Below are 14,675 nucleotides of genomic sequence, written 5' to 3'. Positions count from 1 at the left end.
GCGGCCGCGCGTCGGTCAGATGTCGCTCAGCTGCTCGAGGAACTCGTCGGCCATCGCGACCTGCCGGGTCAGCTTCTCGCGCCGCTCGGTCGCGCCCGCCCGGATCGTCTCGAGGCGAGCGCGCAGTTCCTCGTCGGCGGGGGCGGCCGTGAGGGCGTCGACGACGTCGAGCAGCTCGCGCATCTCGTCGAGGCTGTACCCGAGCGGCTTCATGCGGCGAATGAGCAGGATGCGGGCCACGTCGTCCTCCGTGTAGAGGCGGAAGCCCCCATCGGTGCGCGCGGACGGCGTGACGAGGCCGATCTCGTCGTAATGGCGGAGCGTGCGGAACGACAGCTCGGTCCGCTCGGTCACCTCTCCGATGCGCATGGTCACCTCATCGCGATTCGACATCAAACCTCACGTTACGTTAGATTCTTGTCGGCGCCGATCTGCGCCGCCCCCTCATTCTTCCTGCGTCCGACAGCCGGCGCTGCGCGGGCTGCGCGACCACCCCGCCCGCGCGATCACTCCGCCCGCGTCGTCGGGCGCCGACCGAAAGGCACCGAGTGACCGCCGTCACCCCCGCCCGCGACAGCGCCGCGCGCTATCGCATCGAACCGACCGTCCTGCAGGCTCTGCGCAGCCCTCGGCTGCTGACCCGCGAGGTGCTGGCGGGGCTCGTCGTCGCCCTCGCGCTCATCCCCGAGGCGATCGCGTTCTCGATCATCGCCGGAGTGGATCCCCGCGTGGGGCTCTTCTCATCGTTCATCATGGCTGTCGCGATCGCCTTCCTCGGCGGCCGCCCGGCGATGATCACGGCTGCGACGGGGGCGATCGCGCTCGTCATCGCGCCCGTCGTGCGCGAGTACGGCATGGACTACTTCATCGCCACCGTGCTTCTCGGGGGCGTGATCCAGATCGTGCTGGCGGTGCTCGGCGTCGCGAAGCTCATGCGGTTCATCCCGCGGTCGGTGATGGTGGGCTTCGTCAACGCGCTCGCGATCCTCATCTTCCTCGCGCAGATGCCGCAGCTCTTCGGTGACGGCATCCCGTGGCTCGTCTGGCCGCTCGTCGCCGCGGGGCTCATCATCCTCGTCGCGCTGCCGCGGCTGACGAAGGTGATCCCGGCCCCGCTCGTCACGATCGTGCTGCTCACGGCGGCGGTCGTGGCGTTCGGCTGGCAGGTGCCGACGGTCGGCGATCAGGGCGAGCTGCCCTCGAGCCTGCCCGAACTGTTCGTGCCCGACGTGCCGCTCACCCTCGAGACACTGCGCATCATCGCGCCGTACGCGCTCGCCATGGCGGTCGTGGGTCTGCTCGAATCGCTCATGACCGCCAAGCTCGTCGATGACATCACCGACACTCACTCGCGCAAGACGCGCGAGGCTCTCGGCCAGGGCGCAGCCAACATCCTGTCGGGCGCGTTCGGCGGCATGGGCGGGTGCGCCATGATCGGGCAGACCATGATCAACGTGAAGGCGTCGGGGGCGCGCACGCGCATTTCGACGTTCCTCGCCGGGGTCTTCCTGCTGATCCTCGTGCTCGCGCTCGGCGACGTCGTCGCGATCATTCCGATGGCGGCACTCGTGGCCGTCATGATCATGGTCACCGTGGCGACCTTCGACTGGCACAGCATCCGTCCGGCGACCCTCCGGCGGATGCCGAAGAGCGAGACGGCCGTCATGCTCATCACCGTCGTGGCGACGGTGTGGACCCACAACCTCGCGATCGGCGTCATCCTCGGAGTCATCGCCGCGATGGTGATGTTCGCTCGTCGCGTCGCCCATTTCGTCACCGTCACGCGAACCCTCGACGCCGTCGGTGACGAGCCGGTCGCCCGGTACGAGGTCGACGGCGAGCTCTTCTTCGCCTCGAGCAACGACCTCACCACGCAGTTCGCGTACGCCGACGATCCCGCCCGCGTCGTCATCGACATGACCCGCTCGCACGTCTGGGACGCCTCGACGGTGGCCGCGCTCGACGCCGTCGTGAACAAGTACGAGCGGCACGGCAAGACCGTCGCGATCGAGGGACTCAACGCGACCGCATCCGCTCTGCACGGCCGCCTGAGCGGCAACGTCGTCGGCGGGCACTGACCCGCGGCGGCGCGGTTGCGGGCGGTTCGGTCAGTACGCCGTGAACGACACGAAGGATGCCGGACCGAATCGTCCGGTGGTGGGGTCGAGGTAACGCAGCCCCAACGTCACCGGTCCGGCGGTCGGCACCGAGAACCGCGAGGTGTACCGGCCGTCGGCATCGAGCGCCATCGGCTGATCGCGCCACGGCACCGCCTCGCCCACGCGGGCACGTTGCGTCTGGAGATTCGGCTGTCCCGTCGCGGCCAGATCGAAACCCGCTGCGGTCGCGGGAGGCGGCGTGGTAGTGGGGCTCGGAGCGGGCGTGGGTCGCATACGCCTCGTACGAGAAGCCGTCGCAGACGATGGTCGCCGTGATGGCCTCACCGTGCGACTTGTCGGTGACGAGGATGAGGCGGGCGGGCGCCCCCTCGCGGCTGGTCGTGCCCGACGAGCACACGAAGCCGACGTCGCCGCGCTGCCATGACCGCTTGCGGGCGTTCGGGCAGCCCCATGCGGCCGTGAGAGTTGCGCCGTCGATCTCGATCCAGGACGGACGGATGGCTCCCGAGCGGCCTGCTGACCTCGTGCCCGCGTGCGACCGAGCGGCCACGCGTGGGAGCGGAACCTGATCGTGCCGACCCGGGTGGGCGGCTCGGCGGACGCGGGGGTGAGGCTGGTGGCGCGAGTGCGGGCGCGGTCGCGGTCGCGGCTGCGGGTGCGGGCTCCGGCGCGCGGTCGGTCGCGACGGAGGGAAGCGCGGGTCCGGGTGCCCGTTTCGGAGGGAGCCGGACGGGCGTTCGTCGCAGGGTGCATGTTGATGAGACGTTCGAGGCGACGGATCGTGACGCGGAAACCCGAAAAAAGTTGCGGGGGGAGCCTCGTCGGATGAGATTCGGACCGAGACTGATGGCCTGGCTCGGGGATGCTGGATTGTGGTTTCGTCGATTCCTCCCCAATCGGTCGAGCGGACCGCGTTCTCGCATCGAAGATAAGTTCGACCCGAATGTCGTAACCCGCTGCGACAATGGGAACATGACATCGAATAGCGGTCGCAGGCTCGGAGGCGAAGGCGCCTCGGGTGGGTCGTCGCACGCCGCGGCTTTCGCGGGGTTCGCTGAGGCCCTCGACCTCTTTCATGTCGGGGATGTCGCGCGAATGCGGGCGTTGGCGGAGCTGGGCAGGTCGGCTCTGCGTGAGGCGCGTCGCGACGGGGTACGAGGTATGGCGTCGGACATGGAGCTGCGTTCGGTGGCAGCCGAGGCGGCGGGGATGGCGCGACTCACCGACCGCAGGTTGCAGGGCGAGATCGACCACGCGATGACCGTCATCGACGACTACCCCGCGGTGTTCGACGCGTGGGTTGAGCGCCGGATCGAGCGCGGACACGTGGATGTGGTCGTGCGGGTCGGTGCCGGGGTGCCTGCGGAGGTGCGGGAGTCGTTCGCGGAGGCGGCGATCGCGGTGTGTGAGCGGGATGTGCCCTCCCGGGTGCGGGGAGCGTTGGATGCATTGGCGGCCCGGTTGCATACACAGAACTTCACGGAGCGGCACAAGGCCGCGGCGGCGGAGCGGTGCGTGCGGGTCTTCCACGGCACGGACGGGATGTCGAACCTCGTCGCCAACCTCCCGACGGTCATCGCCGCCGGGATGCTCGACCGACTCACCCAGATGGGACAGTCGGTGAAGGACGCCCGGGCGGAGAGTGATTCCGCAGACACGCGGACGATGGATCAGCTCCGCGCAGACATTCTGGGCGACCTCGTCCTCGGCGGGGCGCCGGTGGTGGACCCGACGTATGGGATCGATCGGGCCGGTGGGCTGGGGGCGATCCGGGCACGCGTGCAGGTCGCCGTCACCGCCGAGACGCTGATGGGGCGTGACGAGAACCCCGCCGAAGCGGTGGGCGCTGCGCTGATCGATGCCGATACGGCGCGCGAGCTCGCCGGGCAGGTCAGCGAGTGGGACCGGTTGTTCATCGACCCGGTCACCCGAACCCCGATGGAGATCGACACCTACCGACCCACGGCTTCGATGAAGAAGCTCCTGATGGCACGGGATCAGCACTGCCGATTCCCCGGATGCCGCCGGGCCGCGATCCGGTGCGAACTGGATCACACCATCGACTACGCCCTGGGTGGGCACACCCACATCTTCAACCTCGCCCACCTCTGCCAACGACACCACTCCATGAAGCAGTTCACGAAATGGGAAGTCCGACAGCTCGGCGGAGGCGTTCTCGAATGGACCTCACCCCTCGGCCGGGTCTACCGCGAAGACGTTCCCATACCGGCGGTGTGCTTCACGATCGACACCGCGGATCCGCCACCGGATGCCGCACCCGGCGGACCGCCGCCGGACGAACCGCCACCGTTCTGAGCCTGCCCCCGGACTCCGCGCACGAATGTTGGGAAGTCGCGTCACGATTCGGGCTTCGGGCATCCCCTCCATGAGCGCATCGCGTGTGCTCGGGCTCGACTCGCTGGGGTCGCTGTTCGCTGCGGTGGCCGAGACCTACGCGGTGGCCGGACGTCCGCGTGACGCTGGGCTGTACTCCTCGAGGCCCTCGCCGTCGCCGACACCCTGCTGGGAGCCGGAACTCTCGACGCGACCGTACGCGCAGCATGCCGCAGCCACGGCGGAAGCGATCGCGCTCGTCCTCCGCGGCGACCCCGCCGAGGCGACCCTCGCGCAAGGATCGGCTCGGCGTCCGCCTGGCTCATCACGCCGGCGACGTCATCGCGCCATTCATCAGCGTGCCGCGAGAGCAGCTGGCCCCGCTACGAGAACGCCTCCGCGAGCGCCGTCCCGACCTCGCCGCCGCGGTTGCCGACGCGACGGAGGAATTTTACCGGCGGGAACCACGCGCGTCACAGGCGCTGCCTGCCCTGACACCCCGCGAGCGATCCGTCGCCTCGGTGATGCGAGGCGGCAAGACCTATGGCGAGATCGCCGGGGAGTTCACGGTCTCCATCAACACGATCAAGTCGCAGATGCGGTCGCTGTTCGCCAAGCTCGGCGTATCGACGCGCGATGAGGCCGTCGTCGTGCTCGAGCGTCACGGCTTCTATCTGTGAGCGGATGATACGCCCCGGCCCCGCGTTGCCCGCAGCCGCCTAGGCTGTGCCGGTGGGCAGATTCTTCTACGACAACGCGGCCAACTTCGTCGAGATCGACGACCGTGCGCTCGCGCATCTCCGGCTGGTCCTGATGACGAAGCTGCGGCGCGGCGAACCGCTGATGTTCGAGACGACCTCGCCGCACGGCACGAGCCGTCGCGATTTCTGGCTGCACCCCACGATCTCGGTCCAGTTCCAGTTCGCCGGCAGCCGCCAGCCGCAGATCAACCCGAAATGGATCGACGCCCTCATGGAATCGGCCAACAGCGCCGACGGTCTGCGGATGGTGCCCGAGCCCCAGAGCTGACGTTCTCCGTCTTAAGCGGCGCTTACGTTATGGTGCCAATCTCAGGCTCCGACGTGTTCTTCCCGCGGGTGACCGCCCGTTCATGGAACTGTCGAGTCAGAGATCGATGGGGCGGTACATGCAAGACGCTGGGGAGGGTCGGAAACTCGACCCTGATTGGTGGGCGACGGGGGTCGCCGGGGGGAACGTACCCGGCGGTCGCCTGCGCGGCGACAGCCGCACCGTGCAAGCCGGCGACGTCTTCGTCGCGCTCGGCCGAGACGAACGGGTCCGCGAGCACATCACGCAGGCGCTCGAGCGCGACGCGGCTCTCGTCCTGACCGACGCGAGCGTCACGCACGTCGATGCGCGGGTGCGCGGCATCCCGAACCTGGCCGCCGTGATCGGGCGGCTGGCCGACCAGTACACCGGTCGTCCGTCGGCCGACATGACATTGGTGGGCGTGACCGGCACGAACGGCAAGACCTCGACGGTGCAGCTCCTCGCGCAGAGCTGGGAGCTCCTCGGACGCCGCGCCGCCACCATCGGCACACTCGGAGCCGGCCTGTTCGGCGCTCTGGCGAAGACGTCGCTCACAACCCCGTCGGTGGTCGACATGCACGAGCTCCTCGCCGACATCCGGCGGGCCGGCGCCGACGTGGTCGCGATCGAGCTGAGCTCGCACGCCCTCACGCAGGGAAGGGTCGAGGGATGCCACTTCGACATCGCCGCGTTCACGAACCTCACCCGCGACCACCTCGACTACCACGAGTCGATGGAAGCGTACGGCCAGGCGAAGCAGGGCGTCTTCCGCCTTCCGGGTGTGCGCGCCGCGGTGCGGAACATCGACGACCCCTATGTCGCGGGCATCGCGCTCCCCGCGGGACTCGACGACGTCACCGTCTCGACGTCCGGCGCAGCGGCGGCGACGGTCCGCGCCGACGACATCCGGATGCGCGCTGACGGCGCCGACTTCACTCTCGCGATCCAGGACGACCGCTTCGAGGTAGCATCACCCCTCATCGGCCGGTTCAACATCGACAACCTCGCGATGACGGCGGGCATCCTCCGCGCACAGGGCGTCGCCCCCGGCGCCATCGCGCGGGCAGTGGGGGAGATCCGCCGGGTACCCGGACGCATGCAGGTCGTGTCGCCCGGCGCCGGCCCGCAGGTCGTCGTCGACTACGCCCACACGCCCGACGCCCTGCGGCAGGCCCTCATCGCCCTGTCAGGCGGCGCCGGCCAGCTGACCGTCGTGTTCGGCTGCACCGGCGACCGCGACCGTGGCAAGCGACCCGAGATGGCCGTGATCGCCGAAGAGCTCGCACAGACGATCATCGTCACCGACGACGATCTGCATCACGAAGACGGCGACGCGATCGTGGCCGACATCCTGGCCGGTTTCCGCTCGGTCGAGAACGTCCGCGTCATCCGCGATCGAGCGGCCGCGATCACGATGGCCGTCGCCCCCGCCGGTCCCGACGACATCGTCCTCATCGCCGGCAAGGGCCACGAGTCGGTGCAGATCATCGGCGACGACGCCGTCGCCTCCGACGATGTGTCGATCGCCACGGCCGCCCTCCGGGAATGGCGCGAGAAGCACGCCGCCGGAAGCGGCGACTCTCAGTTGCCGAGGGTCGAGGGCTCGCCCGCGTCGTCCTCCGCGGTGCTCTCCGACGGCTCGAAATGACCGAGTGACTTCTCCTGCAGGAAGGCGCAGAGCTCTGCAGCGATCTGGAGCTCGTGAGTCAGTGCGTTGAGCTCGTGACTGGTCAGGACGAGAGTGTCGGGCGCGCCCTCGATGGAGACGCACCAGTCGAGGTCGTCGCCCGCCGGCCGCGGCTCGATGTACACGGCGTTCGGCGCGTTCGTGAGCGGGACGAGGACGAGGCCCGTGTCGGCCCCGTCGGAACCGTCCTGCACCGCCACGCGCACCTCTTCGCCGGCGCCGCGAGCGTCGATGAACTCAGCGACCCAGTGCTCGAGGGTCTGCTTGCTGTGAAAAGGCACGTTCTCTCCCGGCCGTCGGCGCTCGTCAAACCGCCCGAGCGTAACACCTCCTCGGCCGGGAGAATCCCGGGCAGACCCGGATGCGACGGGTAGTTCGATTCATCGTCGTATCCAACCCGAAATGACGGGCGATCTCGTTCGATATATGACAAAATCCCACGTGATGAGCGATGACATCCCGCGGGTCCCCGTGCGGACCAAGACCCTCCTGGAGGAATGGGTCGCCGAGTTCCTCGAACAGGGGAAAGTTCCCGGCGTCTCGGTCAAGGTCGCCATCCAGGACGGGTCGGACGGGCTCGACACCGGACTCGTCATCGTGCACCTCGAGAATGCGCCCGCCGACGTCTACATGCAGCCGCGGGCGATCGACGACCCCGAGTGGGAGGCGACCCTCACCGCGCGGTCCGACGACCTCACCCTGACGCCCTATCAGATGGCCGGTCTTGCCGCCGAGGTCGCCTTCGCCGGCAACCTGTGCACGTTCCTGCAGTTCAAGTCGATCGAGTGGGACCGGATGTCGGGCATGCGCTGATCGCGCACGCCGAGACCTTTCCCTAGACCATCGCACCCTGCCTGGCAACAGGTGCGTTCCCGCGCGCTCGCGTGCCGACAATGGTCGCGATCGCGAGCTTCCACCGTGGATGTCTCGGTGGAAGGAGATCGTCATGGCTGCAGCGAGCGGGCGCGGAGTCGCCGTCGTCACCGGGGGAAGCGCGGGCCTCGGCCGAGCCATCGTCCGTGAGCTCGCGCACCGCGGCTGGGACGTCGCGGTCCTCGCGCGCGGACGTGACGGCCTCGACGGCGCTGTCGCCGACATCGAGGCGGCGGGCCGGCGCGCGCACGCGGTGTCGGTCGACGTGGCCGACGCGGATGCCGTCGACCGGGCCGCCGCCGACGTCGAGAACACCCTCGGCCCGATCGACCTCTGGGTCAACAACGTCATGTCGGGGGCGATCGCCACGTTCCTCGACACCTCGGCCGATGACTTCGACCGCGCCACGGCCGTCACCTATCTCGGCACCGTCAACGGCACCCGCGCGGCGCTCCGGCGGATGCGCGACCGGGGCCACGGACACATCATCCAGATCGGGTCGGCGCTCGCCCACCGCGGCATCCCGCTGCAGGCGGCCTACTGCGGCGCGAAGCACGCGATCCACGGCTTCACCGATTCCGTCGTCTCCGAGCTCACACACGAGAAGAGCCGCGTGGCCGTCTCGATCGTCGACATGCCCGCCCTCAACACGACGCAGTTCGGATGGGTGAAGTCGAACTTCTCGCAGCATCCGCAGCCGGTGCCGCCCATCTTCCAGCCCGAGGTCGGTGCCCGAGCCGTCGCCGACGTCGCCGACAAGCCGCGCCGGCGCACGTGGGTGGGGGAGTCGACCGTCGGGCTCATCCTCGGCACCCGCGTCGCCGGGCGCTTCCTCGACTGGTACCTCGCGAAGAACGCCTGGGAGGGGCAGTTCGCCCCGCAATCCGACGCCGCCACGACCGCGCCGAACCTCTACGAGCCGGTGCCCGGTGATCACGGCGCCCACGGCGCCTTCGACGATCGTGCGCGGAACGGAAGCGTGCAGACCTGGGCCATCCGTCACCGCGCCCCGCTGTACACCGCGGCGTCGGCGGCGGCATCCGCGGCGCTCGTCGGCCTGATCGCCGGCGCGAGGGCGGTGACGCGGCGGCGCTGAGACCGGCGGGTGCGAGGATCGCGGGATGAGCGAATACAGCGGATCATCCCGTGCCCTGCCCCTCGATGAAGCCGCCGCGGCCGAGATGTGGGAGCAGTACCGGACGGCGCACCCCGAGGCCGTGCTCGCTGCACCCGAGTACACCGTCGAACACTTCGGCGACAATGCGCGCCTGGCCGATGAGCTGCTCGGCATCGTTCTCGCCGGCGGCAAGCGCGCCACCGCCGAGCTCGTCGCCGACTTCGTCGCCCGCGGCGATCTGATCCCGCGGATCGGATCGCACTGGATCGCCTGCGACAGCACCGGCGCTCCGCGCATCATCATCCGCACGACCGAACTGCGCCTGGGGTCGTTTACGAGCGCGGATGCCGCGTTCGCCGCCGACGAGGGCGAGGACGACCTGTCGCTCGAGAGCTGGCAGCGCGAGCACCGGCGCTACTGGACGCGCGTCGCCGCCGCCCGCGGGGCGGAGTGGTCGGAGGACGAGGACATCGTCTTCGAGCGGTTCTCGGTCGTCTGGCCGCCCGAGCACGCCGACTGAGCCCGACCGCGTCGCGGCCATCTCCGACCTGATGAAACCGCCGCGAAAACCGGACCGCGCGCGGGGTCGAGCACGCGGTCCGGTTTACGCTGTGGACGGGTCGGTGAGCCCGCCGCGCCATCCCGGCTCGACGCGACCCTCGGGAGGTCGATGTGAACTGGCTGCTCGACATCAACATCCTCTCCGGACCGGCCGTGGTGATCACGTGCATCCTCGCCGCCCTCGCGTTCGTGTCGCTCGTCGTGCTGCGACCCAGCCGGCGCTGGCAGCGTCGCCGGTGGACGCTGACCGCTGCGGCGGCGGCCGTCGCCGCGGGTCTGTTCGGGATGGCGCTGACGTGGCTGCTGGCGGATCACTACAACCTGTTCGGCGTCGTCCTCACCGCCGATTCACGGATGTGGGTCGCACTCGGATTCGCCGCCATCGGAGTCGCCCTCGCCTCGCTGTGGCGGCCGACGTGGCGCCGTGCTGTCGCGGCGCCGCTCGCGATCGTGCTCTTCGCGACGACCGCCGCCATGGGCGTGAACATCGCGTTCGGCCAGTACCCGACCGTCCGTCTCGCGCTCGGGCTGCCCGCGTTCGGTGCTGCCGAGCTGCCCTCTCTCGACAGCGGCGCCGACCGTCCGACGATCGCGGACTGGACCGCCCCCGACGGAATGCCGTCGATGGGCGAGGTCGGCACGGTCACCATCCCGGCCACGGCCTCCGGGTTCGCCGCCCGCCCGGCCGTCATCTATCGCCCGCCCGCAGCGCTCACCGACAACCCGCCGCTGCTGCCGGTACTCATCGTGCTCTCGGGGCAGCCGGGGCAGCCCCAGGACCCGCTGATCGCGGCGCACCTGCAGCAATCGCTCGACGCCTACGCCGCGGCGCACGATGGTCTGGCCCCGATCATCGTCTCGCCCGACCAGCTGGGCTCACCCGACGCCAACCCGATGTGCATCGACTCGCCGCTCGGGAAGTCGGCCACCTACCTGACGGTCGACGTGCCGACGTGGATCAAGGCCAACCTGCCGGTCCTGGACGCCCCCGACTTCTGGGGGATCGGCGGGCTCTCGCAGGGCGGCACCTGCTCGATCCAGCTCGGGGCCGCCCATCCCGAGCTCTTCAGCGCGATCCTCGACGCCTCGGGTGAGGAGTTCCCCTCGCTCGGCGACGAGGCGACCACCATCGCGCAGGGCTTCGGCGGTGACCGGGCCGCGTACGAGGCGGCCAAGCCCGCCGCGATCATGGCCGCCCACGCCCCGTACCGCAACATGACGGCGGTGTTCGGGGTGGGAAGCAACGACGCCGGCTTCCTCCCGGGTGTGCAGCGGATCTACCAGGCGGCGCAGGCCGCCGGAATGGATGCCACCTACGTCGAGGCACAGGGGAGCGCCCACGACGCGACATCGTGGTCGTACGTCTTCCAGCAGGGGCTGCCCATCATCGCGGACCACTGGGGCCTGGGCCGCTGAACCGCTGAGCCGCGGCTAGCGCAGCGCGCCCGCCATGCGCACCGCCTGCGACAGGGTCAGCGTGGGCAGGTAGCAGCGGGTGAGCGCGACCCCCAGCGCGGGGAGCATCGCCGGGTCGGGGTACACGGCCCACAGCGGCACGAACTCGGGCTGGAACTTGCGCTTGAAGTTCAGCAGCGACCGGAACCCGTAGGCCGGCTCGAGCAGCCCGCCCAGCAGGTCGAGCAGTCGCGCGACATTGGTGCGGGCGGCGTCGTCACCGAGCTGCGTCGAGGCGAGCGGCGACCCGGACAGGCTGAGGAGCGTCAGCCCGTCGCCCTTCATCCGGTCGGCGGCGGCGCCGATCACGAACTCCATGATCCCGTTCATCGCATCGCCCCGCCGGCGCATGAAGTCGAGGGTGTATCCGGTCACCGTGCCGTGCTCGAACATCGGCAGCCAGCTCGTGACCGCTTCGATCCGGCCGCTCTCGTGGACCGCCATCATGATGCGCACCGCCGGGTCGTCGAGCTCGTCGACACCGCCGAGGGTGAACTCCATCTCGGGCAGCGACCGGTCGGCGACCCAGCCCTCGGAGATCTCGCGGATCTGGGCGTGCTGGCCCGCGGTGAGCTCGCGCCATGAGGTCCACACCGCGGTGATGCCCGAGCGGGATGCGCGGTTGGTGGCGGTGCGGATGTCCTGGCGCTTCTTACCGGCCGTGTTCCAGTCGGGCAGGTGGAGCACGGCTTCCTCGGCGACCGGCATCCGCTGCCAGCCGAGGTGATCGAAGATGCTGCCCTCGCGTGCGTCGACGCTGTAGAACACCGCCGTCCAGCCGTGGGCTCCGCAGAACTCCACGAAGTTCGACACGACGTCGGGGCGGTCGTGATCGGGGCCGAAGGGGCCGCCGAGGGTCACCGCGATGGTGCCGCGCACGCGGTAGGCGATCGCAGCGTCCGCGTCGGGAGCGAACCAGTACGAGTTGCCGCGCCAGGTCGACATGAACGACAGCGTGTCGCCCCCGCCCCGCTCGAGCACGCCCCGGGCGCGCAGGCGGTCGGGTGCGTCGAGCACGGTGCGCGGATTCAGGAGCACCCGAGCGACCGCCACGATCAGCAGCATCCAGAACACCAGCGACGGCAGGTACCACAGTGCCTGCGCGGCGGCCGACTCGGGCACGAACTCGACGATGTCGGAGGGGATGAGGGTCGGCGGCACGAGGCGCAGCGGCAGCGCCCGCAGCACCATCACGGCGTCGATCGCCGGACGGAAACCGCCGGCGAGGAGGAGCGTCCCGACGAAGGAGGCAGCGAGCGTCAGGGCGGTGCCGATCGCCACGGTGAGGGCGAACGTGCGCTTGGCCGTAGCGGCCGTCGAGACACGCGCAGCCCCGCGGAACGCGATCAGCACGACCGCCACGGCCAGCGGCACGATCGCCCCGACGATGACGCCCGTGAGCGTCTGCCAGACGAAGTCGGCGGTCTCGGGGTCGACGGCGGCGCCGATCGCGGCGACCGTGTCGGGCTCGATCACGAGGAAGGTGTAGACCATCCCCGCGAAGATCGCGAGATTGATGGCGACCGCGACCGCGAGCGCGATGCGCCGCCCGCCCCGGATGCCCCAGGCCGCGAGCAGCAGGACGATCAGCGGCAGCAGCGCCACGACACTCGACCAGCCCTGCAGGTCGGCGATCGAGGAGAAGTCGTCGGGGCACGGCGCGCCGGGCGAACCGAAGGCGCACACCCGACCGTCCACCACGCTCAGCGGATCGATGGAGAGGTACCCGTAGATCGACAGCAGCCCGGCGCCCGAGCCCGACGCGGTCGCCACGACCGGGCCGATCGCGGTGATCGCGACGATGGCGGCCAGCAGGACGCGCTTCTCGTAGTACGAGCTGCGCACCAGCCGGAAGCCGCGGACGCGGCCCCCCAGTGCGAAGCCGAGCGCGAAGCCGACGGGAACCGCGAGGAGCGAGAACAGATCGTTCGCGCCGCCGGAGTAGAGGTAGAGCGTGATGGCGGAGAAGAGCGCCAGCAGTCTCGTGCGGCGGCGCCAGATCGTCCCGAAGAAGGCGCTCGCCGCCATCGCCGTCGCCAGCAGCGGGGCGGTGGGGGAGAAGACGTCGACGGCGGGTGCGTTCAACGGGATGCCGGCGAGGTAGGTCTGCTCGAACAGATCGATCGCGAACCCGAGGAACGACGCCGCGACCCCGCCGACGACGTACGCGATCGCGGTCCGCAGGCTTCCCATCGCGCGCTCCGCCGCGCCGACGACGAGGATCACGAGGACGACGAACGCGACGAGCGCCGGCACCGTCTCCACGACGAAGAGCGAGGTGAGCGAGCTCCACCAGTGACGCACCGCGGTGCCCGCCGGGTCGGCGTCGTCGACCGGGATGAAGCCCCAGTCGATCGGCTGGAAGATCATCCCCGCGACGCTGAGTCCGATCGTCAAGGCCGCGATCAGCAGCGTCACCGGTCGATGGCGCAGCCACGAGCGCGCGCTCGTGGCGAAGGTACGCAGGTCGCGCAGGGGTGGCGTCACCTGACGCACGATAGTGGCTCCGCCTGTGGGCACAGAGTCCACGCACAGCTCACGCTTATCCGGCTCGCACGGAGCCGAACCACAGCGCGAAGTAGTAGGCGAAGTTGCGGTTGCCGTACGACGAGCACGGGCCGCCCGGGCCCCACCCCGCCGACATCGCCGCCGGGTCGGGCTGGTAGGGCGTGTAGTTGTACAGCGCCGCCGTCGCGTCGTTCTCGATCGCGACATCCGTCCCCCCGCACGCGGGGTCGGGGTGGAAGGCGATGAAGTGCGTGCCGGGCTGGCGCATGAAGCCGGAAGCGCGGTACGAGGCCAGGTCGGTCGCCCCCGCGACGATCTGCGCGCCCACGCCCTCGTACTGCGGGTCGCAGGGAGCGGTGTCGGGACAACTCGCCCCCATCGCCGCCCGCAACCGTCCGTCCGTGGGCGCCCGGGCGGCGCGGCCCTCGACCAGCGACTGCTCCTTCTGCAGGGTGACGAGGATGACGCGGGCCGAGATCCCGCAGGCCTCCTGCACCCGGTGGATGATCTCCGCGACCGGCAGCTCACCCCCCTCGATCGCGCGGCAGATGACGTCGCCGGTGCGTTGCGAGACCCGAGCCTCACGCGACGAGATCCCCGCGGTGGCGACGTTCAGGCACGCGTCATTGGCGCACTCGCCGATCCGATCGTCGAGGAACGCCTGGATCTCGGCGGCTGAGAGCGCGTCGTGATCGAAGAACAGGGCGTCGTCGATGAGGTTCCCGGGATCGATGTCACCGACGTTCGGCGGGAGCTCCCGCGGCTCCTCGGCCGGCTGCGGCTGCGCGCCGGGGAGCGCCGAGAGATTCGACGCCGTCACCCCGATCGCGACGATGACGGTGACGAGCAGTGCGGGGACGAGAACGAGCACAGCCGCGATCCCGATCCGGCGACGGCGCCGCCGCATCCGGGATCGAGAGGCCATGGGAACGATCGTGCCGCACCCGGTCACGAGAACGCTGGGAGCGGC

The 14,675-nt window shown here is 70.1% G+C and carries 14 protein-coding genes; 9 read left to right on the top strand and 5 right to left on the bottom strand.

Annotated features, from left to right (window positions below; all coding sequences use genetic code 11):
- Positions 1-15: 15 nt before the first annotated feature.
- Positions 16-393 (bottom strand): MerR family transcriptional regulator, encoded by a 378-nt coding sequence (locus tag VC184_RS13440; protein WP_269268053.1) that lies wholly within the window; start codon positions 391-393, stop codon positions 16-18.
- 155 nt (positions 394-548) lie between these two features.
- On the opposite strand from VC184_RS13440, the gene VC184_RS13435 reads away from it, so the two are divergent.
- Complete coding sequence (locus VC184_RS13435) at positions 549-2,078, top strand: SulP family inorganic anion transporter (protein ID WP_323986562.1); 1,530 nt, start codon at positions 549-551, stop codon at positions 2,076-2,078.
- 30 nt (positions 2,079-2,108) lie between these two features.
- On the opposite strand, the gene VC184_RS13430 is transcribed toward VC184_RS13435, so the two are convergent.
- Positions 2,109-2,282 (bottom strand): hypothetical protein, encoded by a 174-nt coding sequence (locus tag VC184_RS13430; RefSeq protein ID WP_323986561.1) that lies wholly within the window; start codon positions 2,280-2,282, stop codon positions 2,109-2,111.
- 810 nt (positions 2,283-3,092) lie between these two features.
- Here VC184_RS13430 and VC184_RS13425 point away from each other — a divergent pair.
- From VC184_RS13425 to VC184_RS13410, 4 genes are all read left to right on the top strand, one after another.
- Positions 3,093-4,436 (top strand): HNH endonuclease signature motif containing protein, encoded by a 1,344-nt coding sequence (locus VC184_RS13425; protein ID WP_274179385.1) that lies wholly within the window; start codon positions 3,093-3,095, stop codon positions 4,434-4,436.
- A gap of 245 nt (positions 4,437-4,681) precedes the next feature.
- A complete protein-coding gene (locus VC184_RS13420; RefSeq protein WP_323986560.1) occupies positions 4,682-5,134 on the top strand; it encodes a helix-turn-helix transcriptional regulator in 453 nt (150 codons plus the stop codon).
- 52 nt (positions 5,135-5,186) lie between these two features.
- Positions 5,187-5,483, top strand: coding sequence for a DUF7882 family protein (locus tag VC184_RS13415; protein ID WP_112617853.1), 297 nt, complete (start codon positions 5,187-5,189; stop codon positions 5,481-5,483).
- Positions 5,484-5,601: 118 nt separating this feature from the next.
- The gene (locus tag VC184_RS13410; protein ID WP_323986558.1) at positions 5,602-7,152 is read left to right on the top strand and encodes a UDP-N-acetylmuramoyl-L-alanyl-D-glutamate--2,6-diaminopimelate ligase; all 1,551 of its coding nucleotides are present in this window, start codon (positions 5,602-5,604) and stop codon (positions 7,150-7,152) included.
- Here VC184_RS13410 and VC184_RS13405 read toward each other — a convergent pair.
- Complete coding sequence (locus tag VC184_RS13405) at positions 7,086-7,472, bottom strand: hypothetical protein (RefSeq protein ID WP_114587647.1); 387 nt, start codon at positions 7,470-7,472, stop codon at positions 7,086-7,088. The two genes, VC184_RS13410 and VC184_RS13405, sit on opposite strands and share 67 nt — an antisense overlap.
- Positions 7,473-7,635: 163 nt before the next feature.
- Between VC184_RS13405 and VC184_RS13400 the strand changes: the two genes are divergently transcribed.
- From VC184_RS13400 to VC184_RS13385, 4 genes are all read left to right on the top strand, one after another.
- Entirely contained in the window at positions 7,636-8,004 is a 369-nt protein-coding gene (locus tag VC184_RS13400) for a hypothetical protein (RefSeq protein WP_112617855.1), read from the top strand.
- Between the two features lie 133 nt (positions 8,005-8,137).
- Entirely contained in the window at positions 8,138-9,160 is a 1,023-nt protein-coding gene (locus VC184_RS13395; RefSeq protein WP_323986557.1) for an SDR family oxidoreductase, read from the top strand.
- Between the two features lie 25 nt (positions 9,161-9,185).
- Positions 9,186-9,701, top strand: a complete 516-nt coding sequence (locus tag VC184_RS13390) for an ASCH domain-containing protein (RefSeq protein ID WP_323986555.1) — start codon at positions 9,186-9,188, stop codon at positions 9,699-9,701.
- 152 nt (positions 9,702-9,853) lie between these two features.
- A complete protein-coding gene (locus tag VC184_RS13385) occupies positions 9,854-11,158 on the top strand; it encodes an alpha/beta hydrolase (protein WP_323986553.1) in 1,305 nt (434 codons plus the stop codon).
- Positions 11,159-11,173: 15 nt separating this feature from the next.
- Here VC184_RS13385 and VC184_RS13380 read toward each other — a convergent pair whose 3' ends face one another.
- Positions 11,174-13,684, bottom strand: a complete 2,511-nt coding sequence (locus VC184_RS13380) for a DUF2156 domain-containing protein (RefSeq protein ID WP_323986552.1) — start codon at positions 13,682-13,684, stop codon at positions 11,174-11,176.
- A gap of 55 nt (positions 13,685-13,739) precedes the next feature.
- A complete protein-coding gene (locus tag VC184_RS13375; protein WP_323986550.1) occupies positions 13,740-14,630 on the bottom strand; it encodes a hypothetical protein in 891 nt (296 codons plus the stop codon).
- Positions 14,631-14,675: the final 45 nt, after the last annotated feature.

The sequence above is a fragment of the Microbacterium plantarum genome (assembly GCF_035231185.1).
GTDB classification, from domain to species: domain Bacteria; phylum Actinomycetota; class Actinomycetes; order Actinomycetales; family Microbacteriaceae; genus Microbacterium; species Microbacterium plantarum.
The sequence above is the reverse complement of the archived record's forward strand: the minus strand, read 5'-3'. Positions and strand labels throughout refer to the sequence as shown.

Excerpts from the sequence above, each read along its gene's own strand:
- VC184_RS13390 (WP_323986555.1), top strand. The coding sequence starts at position 9,186 with ATGAGCGAATACAGCGGATCATCCCGTGCCCTGCCCCTCGATGAAGCC.
- VC184_RS13395 (WP_323986557.1), top strand. The coding sequence starts at position 8,138 with ATGGCTGCAGCGAGCGGGCGCGGAGTCGCCGTCGTCACCGGGGGAAGC.
- VC184_RS13425 (WP_274179385.1), top strand. The coding sequence starts at position 3,093 with ATGACATCGAATAGCGGTCGCAGGCTCGGAGGCGAAGGCGCCTCGGGT.
- VC184_RS13440 (WP_269268053.1), bottom strand. The coding sequence starts at position 393 with ATGTCGAATCGCGATGAGGTGACCATGCGCATCGGAGAGGTGACCGAG.
- VC184_RS13375 (WP_323986550.1), bottom strand. The coding sequence starts at position 14,630 with ATGGCCTCTCGATCCCGGATGCGGCGGCGCCGTCGCCGGATCGGGATC.
- VC184_RS13410 (WP_323986558.1), top strand. The coding sequence starts at position 5,602 with ATGCAAGACGCTGGGGAGGGTCGGAAACTCGACCCTGATTGGTGGGCG.
- VC184_RS13400 (WP_112617855.1), top strand. The coding sequence starts at position 7,636 with ATGAGCGATGACATCCCGCGGGTCCCCGTGCGGACCAAGACCCTCCTG.
- VC184_RS13420 (WP_323986560.1), top strand. The coding sequence starts at position 4,682 with ATGCCGCAGCCACGGCGGAAGCGATCGCGCTCGTCCTCCGCGGCGACC.